The sequence below is a fragment of the Thermogemmatispora sp. genome (assembly GCF_042408735.1).
Lineage (GTDB): Bacteria > Chloroflexota > Ktedonobacteria > Ktedonobacterales > Ktedonobacteraceae > Thermogemmatispora.
Window position 1 is genome coordinate 1 of the sequence record NZ_JBHOQV010000142.1, and the last position, 16,787, is coordinate 16,787.

Annotated in this window: 11 protein-coding genes; 8 read left to right on the top strand and 3 right to left on the bottom strand. The window is 64.9% G+C overall.

The features are described from left to right. The 3 genes from ACFMO7_RS15480 to ACFMO7_RS15490 form a co-directional block, all read left to right on the top strand. Positions 1 to 304: glycoside hydrolase family 6 protein (locus tag ACFMO7_RS15480; protein WP_376796394.1), on the top strand; the 304-nt coding region annotated here is incomplete at its 5' end. A 389-nt stretch (positions 305 to 693) separates the two neighbouring features. Beyond that, entirely contained in the window at positions 694 to 1,164 is a 471-nt protein-coding gene (locus ACFMO7_RS15485; protein ID WP_376796395.1) for a hypothetical protein, read from the top strand. 301 nt (positions 1,165 to 1,465) lie between these two features. Beyond that, entirely contained in the window at positions 1,466 to 3,535 is a 2,070-nt protein-coding gene (locus tag ACFMO7_RS15490) for a PAS domain S-box protein (protein ID WP_376796396.1), read from the top strand. A gap of 197 nt (positions 3,536 to 3,732) precedes the next feature. On the opposite strand, the gene ACFMO7_RS15495 is transcribed toward ACFMO7_RS15490, so the two are convergent. Next, on the bottom strand, positions 3,733 to 5,046 hold the full coding sequence (locus ACFMO7_RS15495; RefSeq protein ID WP_376796397.1) for a multicopper oxidase family protein: 1,314 nt from the start codon (positions 5,044 to 5,046) through the stop codon (positions 3,733 to 3,735). A gap of 563 nt (positions 5,047 to 5,609) precedes the next feature. Between ACFMO7_RS15495 and ACFMO7_RS15500 the strand changes: the two genes are divergently transcribed. Then, on the top strand, positions 5,610 to 6,272 hold the full coding sequence (locus ACFMO7_RS15500; protein ID WP_376796398.1) for a DoxX family membrane protein: 663 nt from the start codon (positions 5,610 to 5,612) through the stop codon (positions 6,270 to 6,272). A 275-nt stretch (positions 6,273 to 6,547) separates the two neighbouring features. Here ACFMO7_RS15500 and ACFMO7_RS15505 read toward each other — a convergent pair whose 3' ends face one another. Beyond that, positions 6,548 to 7,267 carry a response regulator transcription factor gene (locus ACFMO7_RS15505; RefSeq protein ID WP_376796399.1) on the bottom strand — a complete coding sequence of 240 codons (720 nt, stop codon included), beginning with the start codon at positions 7,265 to 7,267 and terminating at the stop codon, positions 6,548 to 6,550. A gap of 72 nt (positions 7,268 to 7,339) precedes the next feature. Next, complete coding sequence (locus tag ACFMO7_RS15510) at positions 7,340 to 8,779, bottom strand: sensor histidine kinase (protein WP_376796400.1); 1,440 nt, start codon at positions 8,777 to 8,779, stop codon at positions 7,340 to 7,342. Positions 8,780 to 9,165: 386 nt separating this feature from the next. Here ACFMO7_RS15510 and ACFMO7_RS15515 point away from each other — a divergent pair, with 386 nt between their 5' ends. From ACFMO7_RS15515 to ACFMO7_RS15530, 4 genes are all read left to right on the top strand, one after another. After that, positions 9,166 to 10,041, top strand: a complete 876-nt coding sequence (locus ACFMO7_RS15515) for a class I SAM-dependent methyltransferase (RefSeq protein WP_376796401.1) — start codon at positions 9,166 to 9,168, stop codon at positions 10,039 to 10,041. Between the two features lie 288 nt (positions 10,042 to 10,329). Then, positions 10,330 to 12,156 (top strand): beta-glucuronidase, encoded by a 1,827-nt coding sequence (gene uidA / locus ACFMO7_RS15520; RefSeq protein WP_376796402.1) that lies wholly within the window; start codon positions 10,330 to 10,332, stop codon positions 12,154 to 12,156. Between the two features lie 476 nt (positions 12,157 to 12,632). Next, complete coding sequence (locus ACFMO7_RS15525) at positions 12,633 to 14,168, top strand: DNA mismatch repair protein MutS (RefSeq protein WP_376796403.1); 1,536 nt, start codon at positions 12,633 to 12,635, stop codon at positions 14,166 to 14,168. Further along, positions 14,165 to 15,700, top strand: coding sequence for a DNA mismatch repair protein MutS (locus ACFMO7_RS15530; RefSeq protein ID WP_376796404.1), 1,536 nt, complete (start codon positions 14,165 to 14,167; stop codon positions 15,698 to 15,700). The genes ACFMO7_RS15525 and ACFMO7_RS15530 overlap by 4 nt, the downstream gene beginning before the upstream one ends. Positions 15,701 to 16,787: the final 1,087 nt, after the last annotated feature.

The following is a 16,787-nucleotide window of genomic DNA, read 5'->3' on the forward strand; positions in this document are numbered from 1 at the left end:
GGGGAACTGGTGCAACCAGCCGGGCGGGATAGGAGCGCGCCCGCAGGCCAACCCGGCGAGTGGGTTTGACGCCTTTGTGTGGATCAAGCCGCCCGGGGAGTCGGACGGGTCGAGCAGCCTGATCCCGCAGGGACCCAACAATCCGACGGGCAAGGGCTTCGACGAGATGTGCGACCCCAACTACGGGGGCAATGCCATGAACAACTATCAGCCGACGGGAGCGATGCCGAACGCGCCGGTGGCAGGGGCCTGGTTCCAGGCGGGCTTCGATACCCTGGTCCAGAACGCCTATCCTCCCTTCTAGTCGTGCGCACAAGGCACAACAACCCCGGAAGAGTGCAGATACAACTCTTTCTCCCGGGGACTCCTCGTTCGGTCAGAGGCGGGTGCCGTGGCTGACTCCTTCGGTGCAGTCACGGCACCATCCTTTTTGGTAGACGCGCCCCGCACGCTGGCTGCCGCCCTGATCCTCCCGATCCTTTTCGGACCGCTCCCCCCGCCTGCCCTGGCCCTTCTTTTCCCTTCCCTGAGCCTGATCTCGACGCTTATCATTTATCGTGTGAACGGAAGTGGCCTGCTCCGCCGGAGAGGGCAGGACAGGGCGCGGCAGACCTGGCTGACTGCTCCACGTCCTTCCTCCTCTTTCCGGCGGCAAGTAGAAAAACAAGCGAAAAAGGAGAAAGAATGCTTATCATGAGATTAAGGGTGCTGGGACCAGGGCGCTGGCTGGCTTCCATGGTCATCTTGTCTCTCTCCCTCTTGCTGGTGGCCTGTGGTGGGCCTGGCTCAAGCTCAACGGCCTCGTCCACCGCTCCGGCTGGGGCCCAGACGGTCGAAATCACTGAGACGGACTTTGCGATCCGCTCTTCGCTCACGACCTTCAGACCTGGCGTCCCCTATCACTTTGTGATCCGCAACCAGGGAGTGGTCGCCCATGAGTTTCTGATCATGCCGCGCTCCGAGGGAGCGATGGGCCAGCATGACGCCATGGAAGAGATGCATCACATGGCCCTGGCCATGGTTGACAACATCCCGCCGGGGGCCAGCGTCACCCTGGACTATACCTTCCCGTCCAGTGCAGCAGGCTCGCGGCCCGAGTTCGCCTGTTATCTCCCCGGCCACTATGAAGCCGGCATGAAGCTGACAGTGGCTGTGGCTCGATAGGGAGGGGGGGAAGGCCGGAAGGCGCCGGCCCGTCCCGCGGTCTGGCCAGCCGCCAGACCGCGCCTGCCGGAGCTGGCGGCCCCCTGCCTTGTCGCTGGCAGGCGGCGATGCTATAATCCTGATGGGGAGAGCTTTGAGTGCAGATGCAGGCAAAAAGCGGAAAGAGCGGCACCTGCGCGCCGAAGGTGGCCCTGAGCATCTTCGGGCCGAAGTGGCTGACAGGTTGCCGGCTCAGCGACCTATCTCGCCGGGCTGGGCCGGGCCGGTGCTCGCCTGGTGAGCGAGCGGAGGAGCGTGAGTAATGGACGATTCCCAGGGAGTCCCGGGACCAGAAGCAGGAACAGCTCAGTCTCTGCCGGTGGGCTTTCCCCCGGAGCTGGTTGACGTCTCTTCGCCGCTCTTTTGTCAGTTCCTCGATCTGCTGCCCGATGCCCTCATCGTCGTCGACGAGCAGGGGCGTCTCGTGCAGGCCAACGCCCAATCGAGCGTTGTCTTTGGCTACAGCCGGCAGGAGCTGCTCGGCCAATCTCTTGATCTCCTGTTGCCGGAGCGCTTCCGTGATATCCATCGTCTCCACGCGGCTCACTACTTCAAAGCCCCGCGCCTGCGCCCGATGGGGATAGGACTGCACCTCTTCGCGCTCCGCAAGGACGGCGGCGAAATCCCGGTCGAGATCAGCCTCAGCCCTTTGCGCCTGGGGGACCGGCTCTACGTGATTGCCGCCGTGCGCGACATGACGGCCCAGCGTCGGGCCGAGCGCGAGCGGGCCCTCCTGCTGCAGAACCTGACGGTGCAGGGCGAGCTGCTCAACCAGGCTTATGATGCCATCATTCTGCGCGATCCTCTCGACCGTATCCTGCTCTGGAACCGCGGAGCCGAGCGCCTCTACGGCTGGTCTGCCCAGGAAGCCCTGGGGCGTATCAGCACCCGCCTGCTCAGAACCGACGTGCCAGGCGGAGAGAACGCTGTACGCGCGGCGTTGGAGCGTGAAGGCCAGTGGGAAGGCGAGCTGACCCAGGTCTGCCGCGACGGGCGTCTAGTGGTGGTGGAGAGCCGTCAGGCGCTCGTGCGCGACCAGCAGGGCCAGGTCCTGGCGACCCTCGAGATCAATCGCGACATCAGCGAGCGTCGTCGGCGCGAGCGCGAAGCGCGGGCCATGCTGGCCGGGCACCTGTCGCTGCTGGAGCAGCTCTTCGAGGAGATGCCCTTTGCCGTAGCGCTGGTGGCCGGTCCGACAGCCCGGCTGCTGCTGGCCAACCAGGCCGTGCGGAGAGTCTGGGGAGCCGAGTGGGAAGCGGGTCAGCCCTTTCTTGCTTTCCTGCGCTCCCACAAGATCGCCATCAGCGATCTGCGCGGCAAGGAGCTGGGTCCCGAGGAGCTGGTGACGCTGCGCGTTCTGCGGGAGCAGCAGGCCATCTCGCTCTACCAGGAGCAGATCCGGCGGGCCGATGGCTCGCTCTTGCCGGTGCTGGTCAGTGCCCTGCCGCTGCGCCTGGCCCCGGAGGCCCTGCAGGGCGAGCGGCTGCGCCAGGTCGCGGCGGAGGAACCCCTGGCCCTGGTCATTCACCAGGATGTCACCCCCTTGAAAGAGGCCGACGAGCTGAAAGATGAGTTCATCAGCATCGCCGCCCACGAGCTGCGCACCCCGCTGGCAGCTCTGACCGGCTACGCCGAGATGCTGCTGCGGCAGACCGAGCGCGGGCACGGCCCCCCGCTGGCCCCCTGGCAGCGCGAGGCCCTGGAAGAGATCCAGCAGGGCACTCTGCGCCTGGCGGCTCTGACCGAGGAGCTGCTCGACCTCAGCCGTCTGCAGGCCGGACGCCTCCAGTTGCAGCGCTTGCCTGCGGACGTTGTGCCCCTGGTCCGCCAGGTGGTGCGTCGTCTCCAGCCGACGACCACGCGCCACCAGTTGGAGGTCGAGGCCCCGGCGCAGCCGCTGGTGGCCCTCATCGATCCTCACCGCCTGGAGCAGGTGCTCACCAACCTGGTGGAGAATGCCATCAAATACAGTCCCCAGGGCGGTCCGGTTCGCCTGCGCATCTGGCCAGACGGCCAGCAGGCCGTAGTGATTAGCGTCGAGGACCATGGCATTGGCATTCCGCGTCATCAGCAGGGCCAGATTGGCGGGCGCTTCATGCGAGCCGAGAACGCGCGCGCCTGGGGCATCGAGGGGACGGGTCTGGGCCTCTACCTGGCACGCGCTCTGGTGGAGCAACACGGGGGACGGCTCTGGTTCGAGTCGGAGGAGGGCCGGGGCTCGACCTTCTTTGTGCGTCTGCCGCTCCTGTGCGAGGAGGGTGGCGATCAGTTGGAGTCGGGTGACACAGGGGGTGAGGCCGCGGCCTCGCCCAGCCCGGAAGCGGGAACTTGACGGAGGCTGGGCTAAGCCGCTCGCTCTGGCCTCCGCCAGTCCAGACAGCGCCTGGAGCAGGCGCCGCTGGCCACCCTGTGGCCAGCCTCCCTTGCGGCAGGCTGGCTACCTTTCCCTCCCTCTGCTCCAGACGCTTCTTCGCTCGTCGGGATGGACCGCCTCTGGCGGCTTCAGCGTCGGGCGGGTCGGCGGCTGGCCTAGCGGTCGTAGATCACCAGCATCACGAGACCACCCATCTCGCTGGCGTTCTGTCCCGGATTCATCAGGTGCGAGAGAATGTGGCAGTGGAAAGGATAGATGCTGCCCGGGGCGGCCCAGGCCGTGAAGATCAGGTCATAGGTCTCGCCAGGGGCCACCTCCAGCGTGTCGCGCTGGTAGGGCTGCGTCAGGGGATGGCCATCCTGGGCAATCACTGTGAACGTGTGCCCGTGCAGGTGCATCGGGTGCGTGGTCAGGGTATCGGCGCCAATCAGGCGCAGACGCACGCGCTGGCCGTGCTTGACATGCAGCGGCGGCACATCGGGGAAGCTCTTGCCATTGATCACGTAGTAGCCGCCGGGCAGGGTGCCGATGAAGAGCGTCCTGTCGATGTCGACCTGGGGCGCTGCCTGCGCCTGGGGCGAGCCGGGACGTGGGTCGACGATGAAGGCCCCGTAGCAGCCGCCGGCCACCTCGTTCAGGTCGTTGTAGTGGCTGTGGTACCAGTGCGTGCCCACGTCCTGATCATGAACGGTGAAGTCGTAAACGTAGCTCTGGCCGGGCTGAATGGGCTGCTGGCCGATCCCTGGGACACCGTCCTGCTGGCTGGGCACCTCTAGCCCGTGCCAGTGGATGCTGGTGGCTTCGTGGAAATGGTTAATAAAGGTGATGCGCACGTGGTCGCCAGCCGTCACGCGGATCATCGGTCCCGGCACGCTGCCGTTGATGGTGTAGGCTGGCACCCAGGTGCCTTTGACGACTTCCCACAGCATTTGTTCTGCAACCAGGGTGAAGTGTTTGGCCCCGTCGGGATCGCGTACGTAGGTGGCGAGCTGGTTGCCCTGGCTCTGGGTGGCCCGCGGCAGGGCTGCCGTCGTGGCGGTGGCGTTGGCATCCTGCCCGCTCATGTTCATGTTGCCCATGCCGCTTGAGGCGGCGCTCTGATCCTGGCTGCTGGGGCTGCCAGCGCTGGCCAGGGTGCTGCCGAGGCCGAAGCTGAGCACGGCCACCATGATCACCAGGGCCCCTACAAGTACTGCCAGTGGGACCATCGCCCGGCGCCAGGGATAGGCGGACCCGGACCGGGGCCGGCGGCGACGCACAAAGATCACCTCCTTCCCTCCCGCGGCAAGCTGACGATAAATCTCCTCGCGATAGTTCCCCGCCTCTAGAATGAGCGGCCGGGCTTCCTGCGCTGCGGCTGTCGCGGCGCTGGCGGCTGGGGCCTCTTCCTGCGCCGCGGCGGCTGGGACCTGCTCCTGACACGAAGCCTCCGGCTGCCTGGGTAGCGCACTTTGCTCTTGGGCTGCCATGGTCATGCTCTCCTCTTCTTCTATCGTTCACAGGTGATGAGTTGGCGTGTTCTTTCTGTTGCTCCTGAGCTGATGGACCTGAAGACCTGGGCCGGTGCGGCTCTCCTTGCCGACCCACCTCCAGGTCGCTGCCAGAACAGTAGCGCGCTCAGTTGTCGGCTGGCTCACAACCTGCTCTGTTCTTCTCTCAACGGCCTCACAACTCTCCCCCTTTCCTGGTCCCCCTGCAGCAGAGGGAGCGAGCAGCGGTGCCGCCCTGCCTGCCGCCAGCTCACCAGCTCTGGCCTGGAAGAGGAATGTCTTATAGTCATGGTCACTGAAGCGCTCGCCTGCCGCGGGAAGGTTGGGGTGAGCCGGCCGGGGTGGCCAGCTCTGGTCGGCATGGCGGAGGACCAGGGGGTCGTGATGGCTCTGTGAGGGAAGCGGGGGGCGCCGTGAACTGGCCGTGAGCCGGGCGGGCTATAGTCTCTGCAGAGGCAGATGGAAGGCGAGGAAGAGGAGGAGAGAGGGAGAGAGAAGCATTCGGAGTTATCGCTCACTGTTTCTGGAACAGGAGGGAGAGCATGAAAGTGATCAGCGCTTTAAAGCCACGGACAGTGACCCAGATCCCTGAGCCGCCGGTGGCGCGCTTCCTCTTCGCCGACACGCGCATGGCCTGGCTCTGGCTGCTGGTCCGTCTCTACGTCGGCTACGAATGGTTGACCGCGGGACTGGAGAAGCTCACCGGCTACAACTTTGCCTTTGGGGCCGGCTTTGGCCAGCGCGTCAGCAGTCCCTGGGTCTTTAGCGGGCACGACGGCGTCGCCATCCAGGGCTTCGTGAAAGGGGCTTTGGCCCTCAGCAGCGGAGCGCATCCGGCGGTCCAGGGCTGGTACGCCGCCTTCTTGCAGCAATTTGTCCTGCCCAACGCCGGCCTCTTCGCCTACCTGGTGACCTTCGGCGAAGTTTTGGTTGGGCTGGGCCTGATCTTCGGGGCCCTGACGGGTATCGCTGCCTTCTTCGGCGTCTTCATGAACCTCAACTTCATGCTGGCGGGGGCCGTCAGCATTAACCCGGTCCTGGGCACGCTCGGCCTGCTGCTCATGCTGGCCTGGCGCATCGCCGGCTACTATGGACTGGATAGCATCCTGCTCCCGCTGCTCGGCACTCCCTGGACCGGCTCGCTGCTGAGCCGTCTGCGCGCGCAGCGCACGCAGCCGCTGGAAGCCGGCTCAGGCAATCGCTGAGCGCTGCCTGCCGGCTGCGGCGGCTGGGGGGGAGAGGGCCTGCCTGCTCGTCCTTTCCGCCTGCCCTGCTCTGGGCGACTGCTCGCGGTCCAGGAGTGGTAATCCAGGCTGGGCAGGCGGGGCCTCTGTTCAGACCGGGGCAGATCGGGACGGAGCAGAGAAGCCAAAAGGAGCCAGACGCTACGGTGTCTGGCTCCTTTTGGCTTCTCTGGCCTGCTCGCTTCCTCTGCTCTGCTCTGACTGGAGGCCGTGGAATGCAGGTCTGTCTGGCCGGATCAGGTCGACAGGTCCTCGGGGGCGGCCAGCATATAGCCCACCCCGATTTTCGTGCGGATATAGCGCGGGTGGGCCGGGTCGTCCTCGAGCTTGCGCCGCAGGCGATTGATATTCACCTGGAGCATATGGCTCTCTCCCACGTACTCGGCGCCCCAGACGCGCTCGAGCAGCAGGTCCTGGGTCACCACCCGCCCGGCATGCTGGGCCAGATAGGCCAGTAGGCGATACTCGGTAGGCGTCAGAGCGATCTCGCGCCCAGCCCGCGTCACGCGGTGGCGCGTATCGTCGATCGTCAGGTCGCCCACGCTGATAATCGAGCGCAGCCCACTGATGCGCTCCCCGCTGCTGAACTGGGCGCGGCGCAGCACGGCGCGCACGCGCGCCAGCAGCTCTTCGATGCTAAAGGGCTTCGTCAGATAGTCGTCTGCGCCCAGGTCCAGGCCGCGCACCTTATCCTGATCCTGGCCGCGCGCCGTCAGCAGGATAATCGGCACGCCCGAGAACTCGCGCACACGCTGGCAGACGCTGAAGCCGTCGAGGCGCGGCATCATCACATCGAGCAGCATCAGGTCGGGCTGCTGCTCGCGCATCAGAGCAAGCGCCTGCTCGCCGTCGCTGGCGGTCAGCACGCCGTAGCCTTCCAGCTCCAGGTTGCGCGAGACCAGGCGCAAGAGGTGAGGATCATCGTCCACGCAGAGAATCGTCGTCTTACGCACCATACTCCTGTCTTCCTTCCTTCTACCTCTGACTGACAAGCGCGCGAGAGGAGGTGAGACGCGCGGGGCGGCAGCTCAGCCAGTCCGGTCCTGGTTTGGTCCCTCATCTGTGGGAGCGGCTGGCAGGGCCGGCAGCCAGAGATAGAGGCGGCTGCCCTGGCCCGGCTCGCTCTCGGCCCAAATCTGGCCGCCCTGCAGCTCAACCAGGTACTTGCACAGCGTCAGGCCCAGGCCCAGGCCACCGGCCTCGCGCGCCAGGCCGGTACTGCCGCGATAGAAGCGTTCAAAGATCTGCGAAAGCTGCTCCGGGGGCATCCCGCGGCCCTGATCGCTGACGCAGATCTCCACCGCGGGCGCCGGCTGCTCCGCTGCCCCGTCCGTCGGAGGCGGGATGATCCGCGGGCGCAGGGTCAGGCGAATCTCGCCACCCTGGGGCGAGAAGCGAATAGCGTTCTCCAGCAGGTGATCGAGAACCTCGCGCAGGCGGCGGCGGTCCGCCAGGACCGGGGGCACGCCCGAGGCCGGGGCGCCGCTGGCATCCTGAAGCACGACCTGGAAGGAGAAAAGCGAGGCCTGCTCTGCCGCAAGCCCCTGCTCGGCGGCCAGCACGGCCTCGCGCGCCACGCTGGCCGGGTCAACGGCGCTTGGCTCCAGATGCAGCAGGCCCGCCTCCAGCTCGCTCAGTTCGAGGAAGCGGTTGCAGAGCAGCGTCAGGCGCTCGCCCGCCTCCAGGATGGCCTCCAGAAGCTGGCGCCGCTCCGTCAGGGGCAGGCGGCGCTCGTGGCGCAGCAGCGTCGAGGCCGAGGCGCTGATGATGGCCAGCGGGCTGCGCAACTCGTGGCTCAGCGTGGCGAGCAGCTCGCCCTGTGGACCAGCGGGCGCCCCTTGACCTCTCATTCCCTCGCTGGTACTGGCCGGCGGCAGCGAGAGCGTTCGTCCGGCCAGCAGCTCGCTCAGGAGGGCCTGGCGGATCAGGGCCGCCAGCAGGGACTGGTTCGCCTCGATTGCTCGCCCGCTCTGCTCCTGCCAGCGTGCCAGAGGCTGGGGCCGGCCCTCCCTGCCTAGCAGGATCAGCAAGAGCCATCGGCTCTGTGACAGGCGCTCTGCCTGCTGAGCCAGCAACGGCAGCGACAGCAGAAGCCAGCAAGCGTCGGCGGTGTAGACGCTCTGCCAGGGCAGACTCTCGGCGGCGCCAGTGGCGAGCATTGGGTTGCCCGAGCCAGCAAGGCTGACAACGGCGCGGGCGCGCTCCTCATCGCTGCGCTGCAGGGCCAGCAACTGCAGGGCCTCCGCCCTCTGCCGACCCTCCGCCAGCGTATAGCGCTGCAGAAAGAGCGCCCCGTACTCTGCGCCGGTGCCCTCACGCAGCACCTGCAGCATGGCCGCCGCGACCTCGCTTAGCGGGGCCGTAACCAGCGCCGGCCACAGCCCCAGCAGCTCCCGCTGGAGCGCTACGGCCTCCGCGGCCGGTTCAACTTCATCGGTGTGCCACGGGGGGCGATCGCCATAGCTCATAGTGGCTCCTTCAGGGGCGGCGCACGAGCGCCTCGCTCGGAAGCAAGAGTGTAACAACCAACCTTGTCGGGCGCCTTGCGTCGCCTTGCTTTGCGTTGCAGTGCCTTGCGTTCTCTTCATTCTAGCAGAGGCTGGCTCACGGGGCCGTCACGCTCCTGCCCTTCTCCCTCACAAAAGGATCACAGCCCTCGGCCCTCTGTCGCCCTCAAGGCTGTCCGGTTCCGGCTGGGCCGCATTACCAGCCGAAAGGTACTGCTGCCATCCTCTTGTTCCCGTCTTGTCGGCATGATACCATGCTAACAAGGCCAGACCATGCATCTGCGGAGAGAGCTGTCGTTGGATCACATCAGATCGATCAGGCATGACCCGAGAGGAAGGAGCCGTGAATGAGCGTGCAGAGCGAGAGCGAGGCCCAGCAGGGCCATAATACCTACGTCATCGACTCCGAGCAGGCTGCCGAGCTGGCCCGTCTGATGCAACAGGACCGGATCTTGACCGAGGCTCTGGGGGGACTCTTCCCAGAGGGGCAGCAGCTTCCCGAAGATGGGAGCTTGCTCGACCTGGCCTGTGGCCCGGGCGGCTGGACCCTGGAGGTGGCCTATCGCTATCCACATGTCGAGGTGGTCGGCGTTGACATCAGTCCCCCGATCGTCGAATATGCCAACGCTCAGGCCCGTTCGCGCCGGCTGACCAACGTTTACTTTCGCGTCATGAACGTGATGGAAGCCCTGGATTTCCCCGACTCCTCCTTTGATCTGATCAACGGGCGCCTGATGTGCGGCTTCATGCGTCCCGAGGCCTGGCCGCGGCTGCTGGCCGAATGCCGGCGCCTGCTCAAGCCGGGCGGGGTCCTGCGCCTCACGGAGATGGAGCCAACGCTGACAAGCAGTCCGGCCTTCGAGCGCTTCGCCGCCCTCGGCTCGCTGGCCATGAAGCGCGCCGGTCAAAGCTTCTCCCCCGATGGGCGCCACTTCGGCATCACCCCCGTGCTGCCTCGCCTGGTGCGCCGCGCCGGCTTCGTCGACGTCCGCCTGCGTCCCACCGCCATCGAGTGGTCGGCGGACACGCCCTACCACTATCCCTTCTTCAAGGATTACCTGGTCTTTCTCGACCTGATTCAGCCGTTCATGGTGCGCACAGGCGTGGCCAGCCGCCAGGAGCTGGCCCACCTCTACCAGCAGGCCGTGGCTGAGATGCAGCAAGACGATTTCTGCGCCATCTGGACCTTTCTGACGGTCTGGGGCCACAAGCCGGAAGGCTGATCTCACGAGCACGCTGGCGAGCTGAGCACGCTGGCGGGCTGACTCTTCGCCCGGCTGGCTCCGGCTCCCATGAGCCAGCCAGATCGAGCAGGGAGAGAAAAGGGAGCAGAGGGATTGAGCAAACAGGGATGGAGAGAACTACCGGCTACCTGCCTGGCCTGGGAAGCTGGCTACGGGCGGACCCTTGCCGCCGGTAGCCGCTTCTGAGGGGTCGGCGCTCCGGCCGGCAGCGCTCAGCTCAGCGACAGAGAAAGAGAAGAGGAGAGAAGAAGGAGAGAACTGCCCATCATGCTCTACCCCATGATGACCGCCACGCGGGAGGTCGTTGATCTCAATGGTCTCTGGCGGTTTCGTCTGGACCCGGGCCAGGGTCTGGCCGAGCGCTGGTATGAGCGGCCCCTGCGCGAAGCCGTGCCCATGCCGGTACCCGCTTCCTTCAACGAACTCGGCGAGGAAGTCGCTTATCGCCAGCACGTGGGGCGTGTCTGGTACGAGCGGGAGCTGATCATCCCGCGCCGCCTGCTGGAGCAGCGCCTTGTTCTGCGTTTTGGGGCCGTGGCCCATGCCGCCCAGGTCTATCTCAACGGGCAGCCGCTGGTTGCCCATCGGGGCGGCTTCACCCCTTTCGAGTGCGAGATCAACGCGCTGGCGCAGCCGGGCAAGAACCGGCTCACCGTACTGGTTGATAACACCCTCGACTACAGCAGTCTGCCCGTGGCCCACTATCGCGAGGAGCAACTGCCCGACGGCAGTCGCCTGGTTACCAATACCCCCAACTTCGATTTCTTCAACTACGCCGGCATCCACCGCCCTGTCAAGCTCTACACAACGCCCGCCACCTACATCCGCGAGATTATCCTGACCAGCGCTCTGGCCGGGAGCGCCGGCCTGATCAGCTACCGTATCGAGGTAGCCGGTCCCGCGCGGGAGGCCGTCGCCGTCCGCCTGACCCTGCTCGACGCCGAGGGACGGACCGTCGCCCGGGGCGAGGGCCAGCAGGGACAACTGCGGGTGCCCGACGTGCTGCCCTGGGAGCCAGGCCATCCCTATCTCTACACCTGCCTGGTTGAACTCTGGCAGGGCGACGAGTGCCTTGACAGCTACGAGGAGCCATGTGGAGTGCGCACGGTCGCCGTTGAAGATGGGCAGTTCCTTCTCAACGGCAAGCCCTTCTACTTCAAGGGCTGCGGCAAGCACGAGGATTTTCCCATCCACGGACGTGGCTTCGACGAGGCGGTCTGCCTCAAAGATCTCAACCTCTTGCGCTGGCTGGGGGCCAATTCCTTTCGCACCTCGCACTACCCCTACGCCGAGGAACTGATGCGCCTGGCCGACCGTCTGGGGCTGGTCGTCATCGACGAGGTGCCGGCGGTCGGCCTCCACCTCAACCTGGGTCCCAGCCCTGTGGCCGCGCGGCGGGCTACCTGGCAGACCCTGGCGACCGCCGCCCAGCATGAGCAGGCCCTGCGCGAGCTAATCGCGCGCGACAAAAACCATGCCTGCGTCGTCATGTGGTCGCTGGCCAACGAGCCGGCCTCAGAAGAAGAGGGGGCGCGGGCCTACTTCGAACCCCTGCTGCGCCTGGCGCGCGAGCTTGATCCGCAGCGCCGTCCCCTGACGATCGCCCTGCAGATGCTGGCGACGCCCGCTAGCGATACCGTGGCCGACCTGCTCGATGTCATCGCCCTGAACCGCTACTATGGCTGGTATGTGCATGGGGGACGCCTGGAGGCCGCGCGGGCCTTGCTGCGAGCCGAGCTGGAAGCCTGGATGAAGCGCCTCCCGGGCAAGCCGATCCTCTTGAGCGAGTACGGGGCCGACGCCATCGCCGGCTTCCACGACGAGCCGCCAACCATGTTCTCCGAAGAATATCAGGCGGCCTGTCTGCGGACCTATCATGAGGTGCTCGATGGCTGTCCCGCCGTTGTCGGTGAGCATGTCTGGAACTTCGCCGATTTTCAGACAGAGCAGAGCATCACACGCGTGCAGGGCAATCGCAAAGGGATCTTTACCCGGGACCGGCGCCCCAAGCTGGCAGCCCATCTCCTGCGGGAGCGCTGGCGGGCCATTCCCGATTTTGGCTACAAGCGCCGCCCGCCCGCTAGCCCGGCTTGACGTTCCTTAAGGCTCGGGGCTATACTAACAGCGTCACCCGTCTCTGGCGAGCAAGCAAAAAAGAAAGAGACGCCGGTGTCAGACAGAGCACAAGTGTATAGCGATGAGGCCCGCTAAGCGCCAGCTCGTTGACGCCCTCCTCCGCTGATGGAGAGAGAGGAGAGGAGGGCCGCGAAGCCTGGCTGATGGCTTCTACTCACGGCCTTGAGCGCCGGTCCCTGCCGGCGCGCGGTGAGGCTGGTGCGTAGGAGCTATTTTTATTGAGGCCACCTCGTGACCTGCCCTCACCTATGCGGGGCGCCTGCCTGGCCGCACCCTGCCGCTCCGCAGTGCCCGCTAAGCCCGCCCAAGGCCTGGCCGTGACCCTGATCCGACGATCCTTCTGCCTTTCTCCTCTCTCGCCTCCTCTGGGCCGGAAGGCATCCTGGCTCGGGAAACGGGGGAGGAGCAGTCCATCCCGGAGGCTTGCCAAAACGATGGTCTTTCGCAGCATCCTGTTTGCTGACAGCGAGCAAGGTCGCCAGGCTGAGGCCAGCCCTCAGCCTCCCTGCTTCAGCGACCTTCAGCTTGAGCGCCTCATCGAGTCGATCATCGCCCCCAAAGCCGATTATCAGCTCGAACCATTCTTCCACTTTCCCCTGCGCGATCTCGACCTCATTGCCTACCGCCAGGAGGTCATGCGCGATCTCGAAAAACCGGCGATCTTCGCTCTCTTCGAGGACTTTTCGCGTAAGATGCGCGATATGCATAGGTGTCGGGAGCAGGCCGAGAAGCTCTACTACCGTCGCCAGCAAGAGCGCTGGTGGCTGGATGCCATTGATCACTACTGTCACGCCCTTCTCGGCCTGGAGCAGGAGCTGAGGCTGCTCCCCGTCGAGTCGCGTGGCCTGCGAGCCTTCCAGGGCTACCTGCGGGACTATCTGGCCTCGCCCGCTTTTCTGGCCCTGCAGCGCGAGACCGAGGCACTCAAGGCGGCTCTGGCCCAGGTGCATTACTGCCTGCGCATCAAAGGCGAGACGATCACGGTGCAAGCCTACGCCGGCGAAGAGGACTACAGCGCCCAGATTGAGGAGACCTTCGCCCGCTTCAAGCAGGGGGCAGTCAAAGACTACAGCGTCAAGCTGATCGAGTGGCAGGAGATGAACCACGTCGAGGCTCAGATTCTCGAGCTGGTGGCTCGTCTCTATCCCGCGGTGTTCGCCCAGCTCACCGACTACTGTCGCCGCCATCAGCACTATCTCGACGCGACCATCGCTACCTTCGAGCGCGAAATTCAGTTCTACCTGGCCTATCTCGACTATATAGCCGCTTTCCGCCGGCGGGGTCTGCCTTTCTGCTATCCTCAGCTCTCGCTGGAAGACAAGACAAGCGTGGCCGAAGATTGTTTTGATCTGGCCCTGGCCGGCCTGCTCCAGCGAGAGCAGGGTCAGGTTGTCTGTAACAGCTTTGCCCTTGAGGGGCGGGAGCGCCTCCTGATCGTCACTGGTCCCAACCAGGGCGGCAAGACCACCTTTGCCCGCGCCATAGGCCAACTGCACTACCTGGCCGCCCTCGGTTGTCCCGTGCCGGCGCGCAAGGCCCGCCTCTTTCTGCCCGACCGCATCCTCACCCATTTCGAACGAGAGGAGAGGATCGAGAACCTGCGCGGCAAGCTCGAAGACGATCTCGTACGCCTGCGCGCCATGCTGGAAGAGGCCACGCCGGCCAGCCTCATCATCCTCAACGAGATTTTCAGCGCCACCACGCTGGAGGATGCCCTCTTCCTCTCGCGCCAGCTTCTGCAGCGCCTGTTGGCTCTGGATGTGCTCGCTGTCTGGGTGACCTTTCTTGACGAGCTGGCTTCCTACAGCGAGCAGACCGTGAGTATGGTGGCGGAAGTGGATCCAGAAGATCCGGCCCGCCGCACCTTTCGTCTGCAGAGGCGGCCAGCCGACGGCCTGGCTTATGCTCTGGCCCTGGCCCAAAAATATCGCCTGACCTATGCCTGTCTCAAGGAGCGTCTGCAAGCATGAAAGCTCATCTTCTCTATCGCGACCGCGACCTTGACAGCGCGCAGCCCTTGCCGTCGCAGGCTGCTGATCTCATCCAGGATTTGGCGCTAGAGACCCTGCTAGGGGCGATGGCCCGTGGCGATCGCTTCCTGTTCGAAGTCGCCAGGCGAGTCCTGCTCTCCAGTCTGACCAACGACCTGGAGACTGTGCTCTATCGGCAAGCTGTGCTCAAGGACTGTCTGCGCCAGCCGGCCCTGATTCGCTCCCTCTACCAGCTCACCATCGAGGCCCTGGAGAGTGAGCGCAAAGCCACCTTCATCTTTTTCAAAGATCCTGGTCTGATCCTGATGCGCTCGGTCCAGATTCTGGAGCAGCTCTTGGCAGTCTTGCGCAGGCTGCGCGCCCTGGCCGATGAGCGGGCAGAAACCTTCGATTCAGAGGGCTTTCGCGAGCTGTGGGCCATGCTGCGCCGCGAGCTGAGCGATGCCTATCTGGAGCGCATCGCTCAGCACCTGCGTGAGCTGCACCTTCGCCATGGGGTCCTGTTGAGCGCGCGTCTGGGCCAGGGGAACAAAGGTCGTGATTACACGATGCGCCGCCCTGCCGCGCCGCAGGGTACCTGGTTCGCCCGCCTCCTGGGTCTGGGCGGGCGCACGGCCAGCTATACCTTCCACATTCCTGAACGCGATGAAGCCGGAGCCCGCGCCCTGACCGAGCTGCGTAACCGTGGCCTCAACCAGGTAGCCAATGCTCTGGCGCGTTCTACCGAGCACATTCTGAGCTTCTTCGAACTGTTGCGCCGCGAGCTGGCTTTTTATGTTGGCTGCCTCAACCTGGCAGAGGAACTGACAGCCCGTGGCCTGCCGATCTGCTTTCCTACGGTGGCCTCCCCGGAGGAGGAACAGCGCTCATTCGAGGGACTCTACGATCCCGCTCTGGCCCTCACTCAATCAACGCCCATCGTCGCCAACGATTGCCAGGCTGATGGCAAGCGCCTGATCATCATTACGGGGGCCAACCGTGGAGGGAAGTCGACTTTTCTGCGCAGTCTGGGCCTGGCCCAACTCTTACTGCAGAGTGGCATGTTTGTGCCAGCGCGCGTCTTCAGGGCCAGCCTCTGCTCGGGCCTCTTCACCCACTTCCGCCGGCGTGAAGATGCCGCCCTCAGGCGCGGCAAGCTTGAGGAAGAGCTAAGCCGCCTGAGTGCCATCGTCGACCAGGTCAGGCCGCGGGCCTTGCTCCTCCTCAACGAGTCCCTGGCTGCCACCAATGAGCGCGAGGGTTCTGAGCTGGCGCGCCAGATCGTGACAGCCCTGGTCGAGCACGGTGTGACGGTCTGCTACGTGACCCATCTCTATACGCTGGCCCACGACTTCGCCAGCCAGCGCGAGCGCCGGCCCGAGATGCTCTTCCTGAGGGCCGAGCGTTTGCCGGACGGCAGGCGCACCTTCCGCATGGTAGAGGGGGAGCCGGAAAGAACAGGCCACGCGCGCGACCTCTATGCGCGGGTCTTTGCTTCGGCCTCGCCAGTGACCGAGGAAAGACTCGCCTGAGCGGCAAAAGGTCCCTTCCCTGTCCCGGTCTGAAGAGCTGGCGAGCAAGCAGACGAACAGGGAGAGGCTGGGCCGGCTTTGGGGAGGACCAACGTGCGGCTGGGAGCCGTTGCCACCTGGGCAGGAGAGGAAGGGGAGAGCCGCCTCCCAATGGCCCCAAAGAGACGGCTCCCCTATGAGCAACCGCGGCCCATGAAAAAAGGCTTCTACTCAGCATGGACCCCTTTTCCATGCCGGGTAGAAGCCATCAGCCTTGCGGCGATAAGCGGGCTTCATCGCAAGTTGCTATATTCCTCACGGGAAGAATAGCATACCAGCCGCAGGGTGTCAAGGGTGCTTTCGGGCTATCTCTCAGGCAAGACGGGCGGCTTCCCTTTGAGAAGTGCCGTGAGCTATCAGGCTGATCTGTCGAACCCTTCGCTTCGGCGGTAGAGATAGAAGGTGTCTTCCCTGTTAGAGGCTGATTGAGGAGATTGCTTGACATGAAGGAGCACGTTGCCGTATGATGCCTGGATAGACACAAAGATAGCCTGCCAGTCAAACCGGCATGTCTGCTGCTCCTGCAAGTATCAGGTCGTCTGGTGTCCCAGATAGCGACGGGAGGCGCTGGTAGGGAAGAGAGGCGACAGCCCAGTTGAAACAGACCATTGTTGAGGTGTGCCAGGAACAGCAAGAGACGTGTTGAGTTTGGAAGGCAATGCCGATCCGATCACGGGCATCCCCCGCTGAAGGCAGAGCCGCGGGTTCGGTGTCCATCGGCATGATGCGGTGGCGAGGGGCGGCTTACAGAGCCTGCTGCCAGGCTGCCAGAAACCACCCCGTCATTCACGTGGGGGATGGATGCCGTAAAAGTGCTGTCGATGGTGGTTGGGCGATGGGACAACGGTGCTCTTCCGGGCAGGCGGAAGAAGCTGGGAGGAAAGGGCCGTTTTTGAATCATCAGTATGCCAGTCAAGTGTGTTCCGGCTGTGGCTCGGTCGAGCGACAAGACCTCTCCGAAGGCCGGCGTTCCTGGGCATGCGGCTGGTCGCTTGACCGCGACTGAATATCCTTGCTTGTGCTCGGCGGAGCGTTCAGGCGCGTTCCC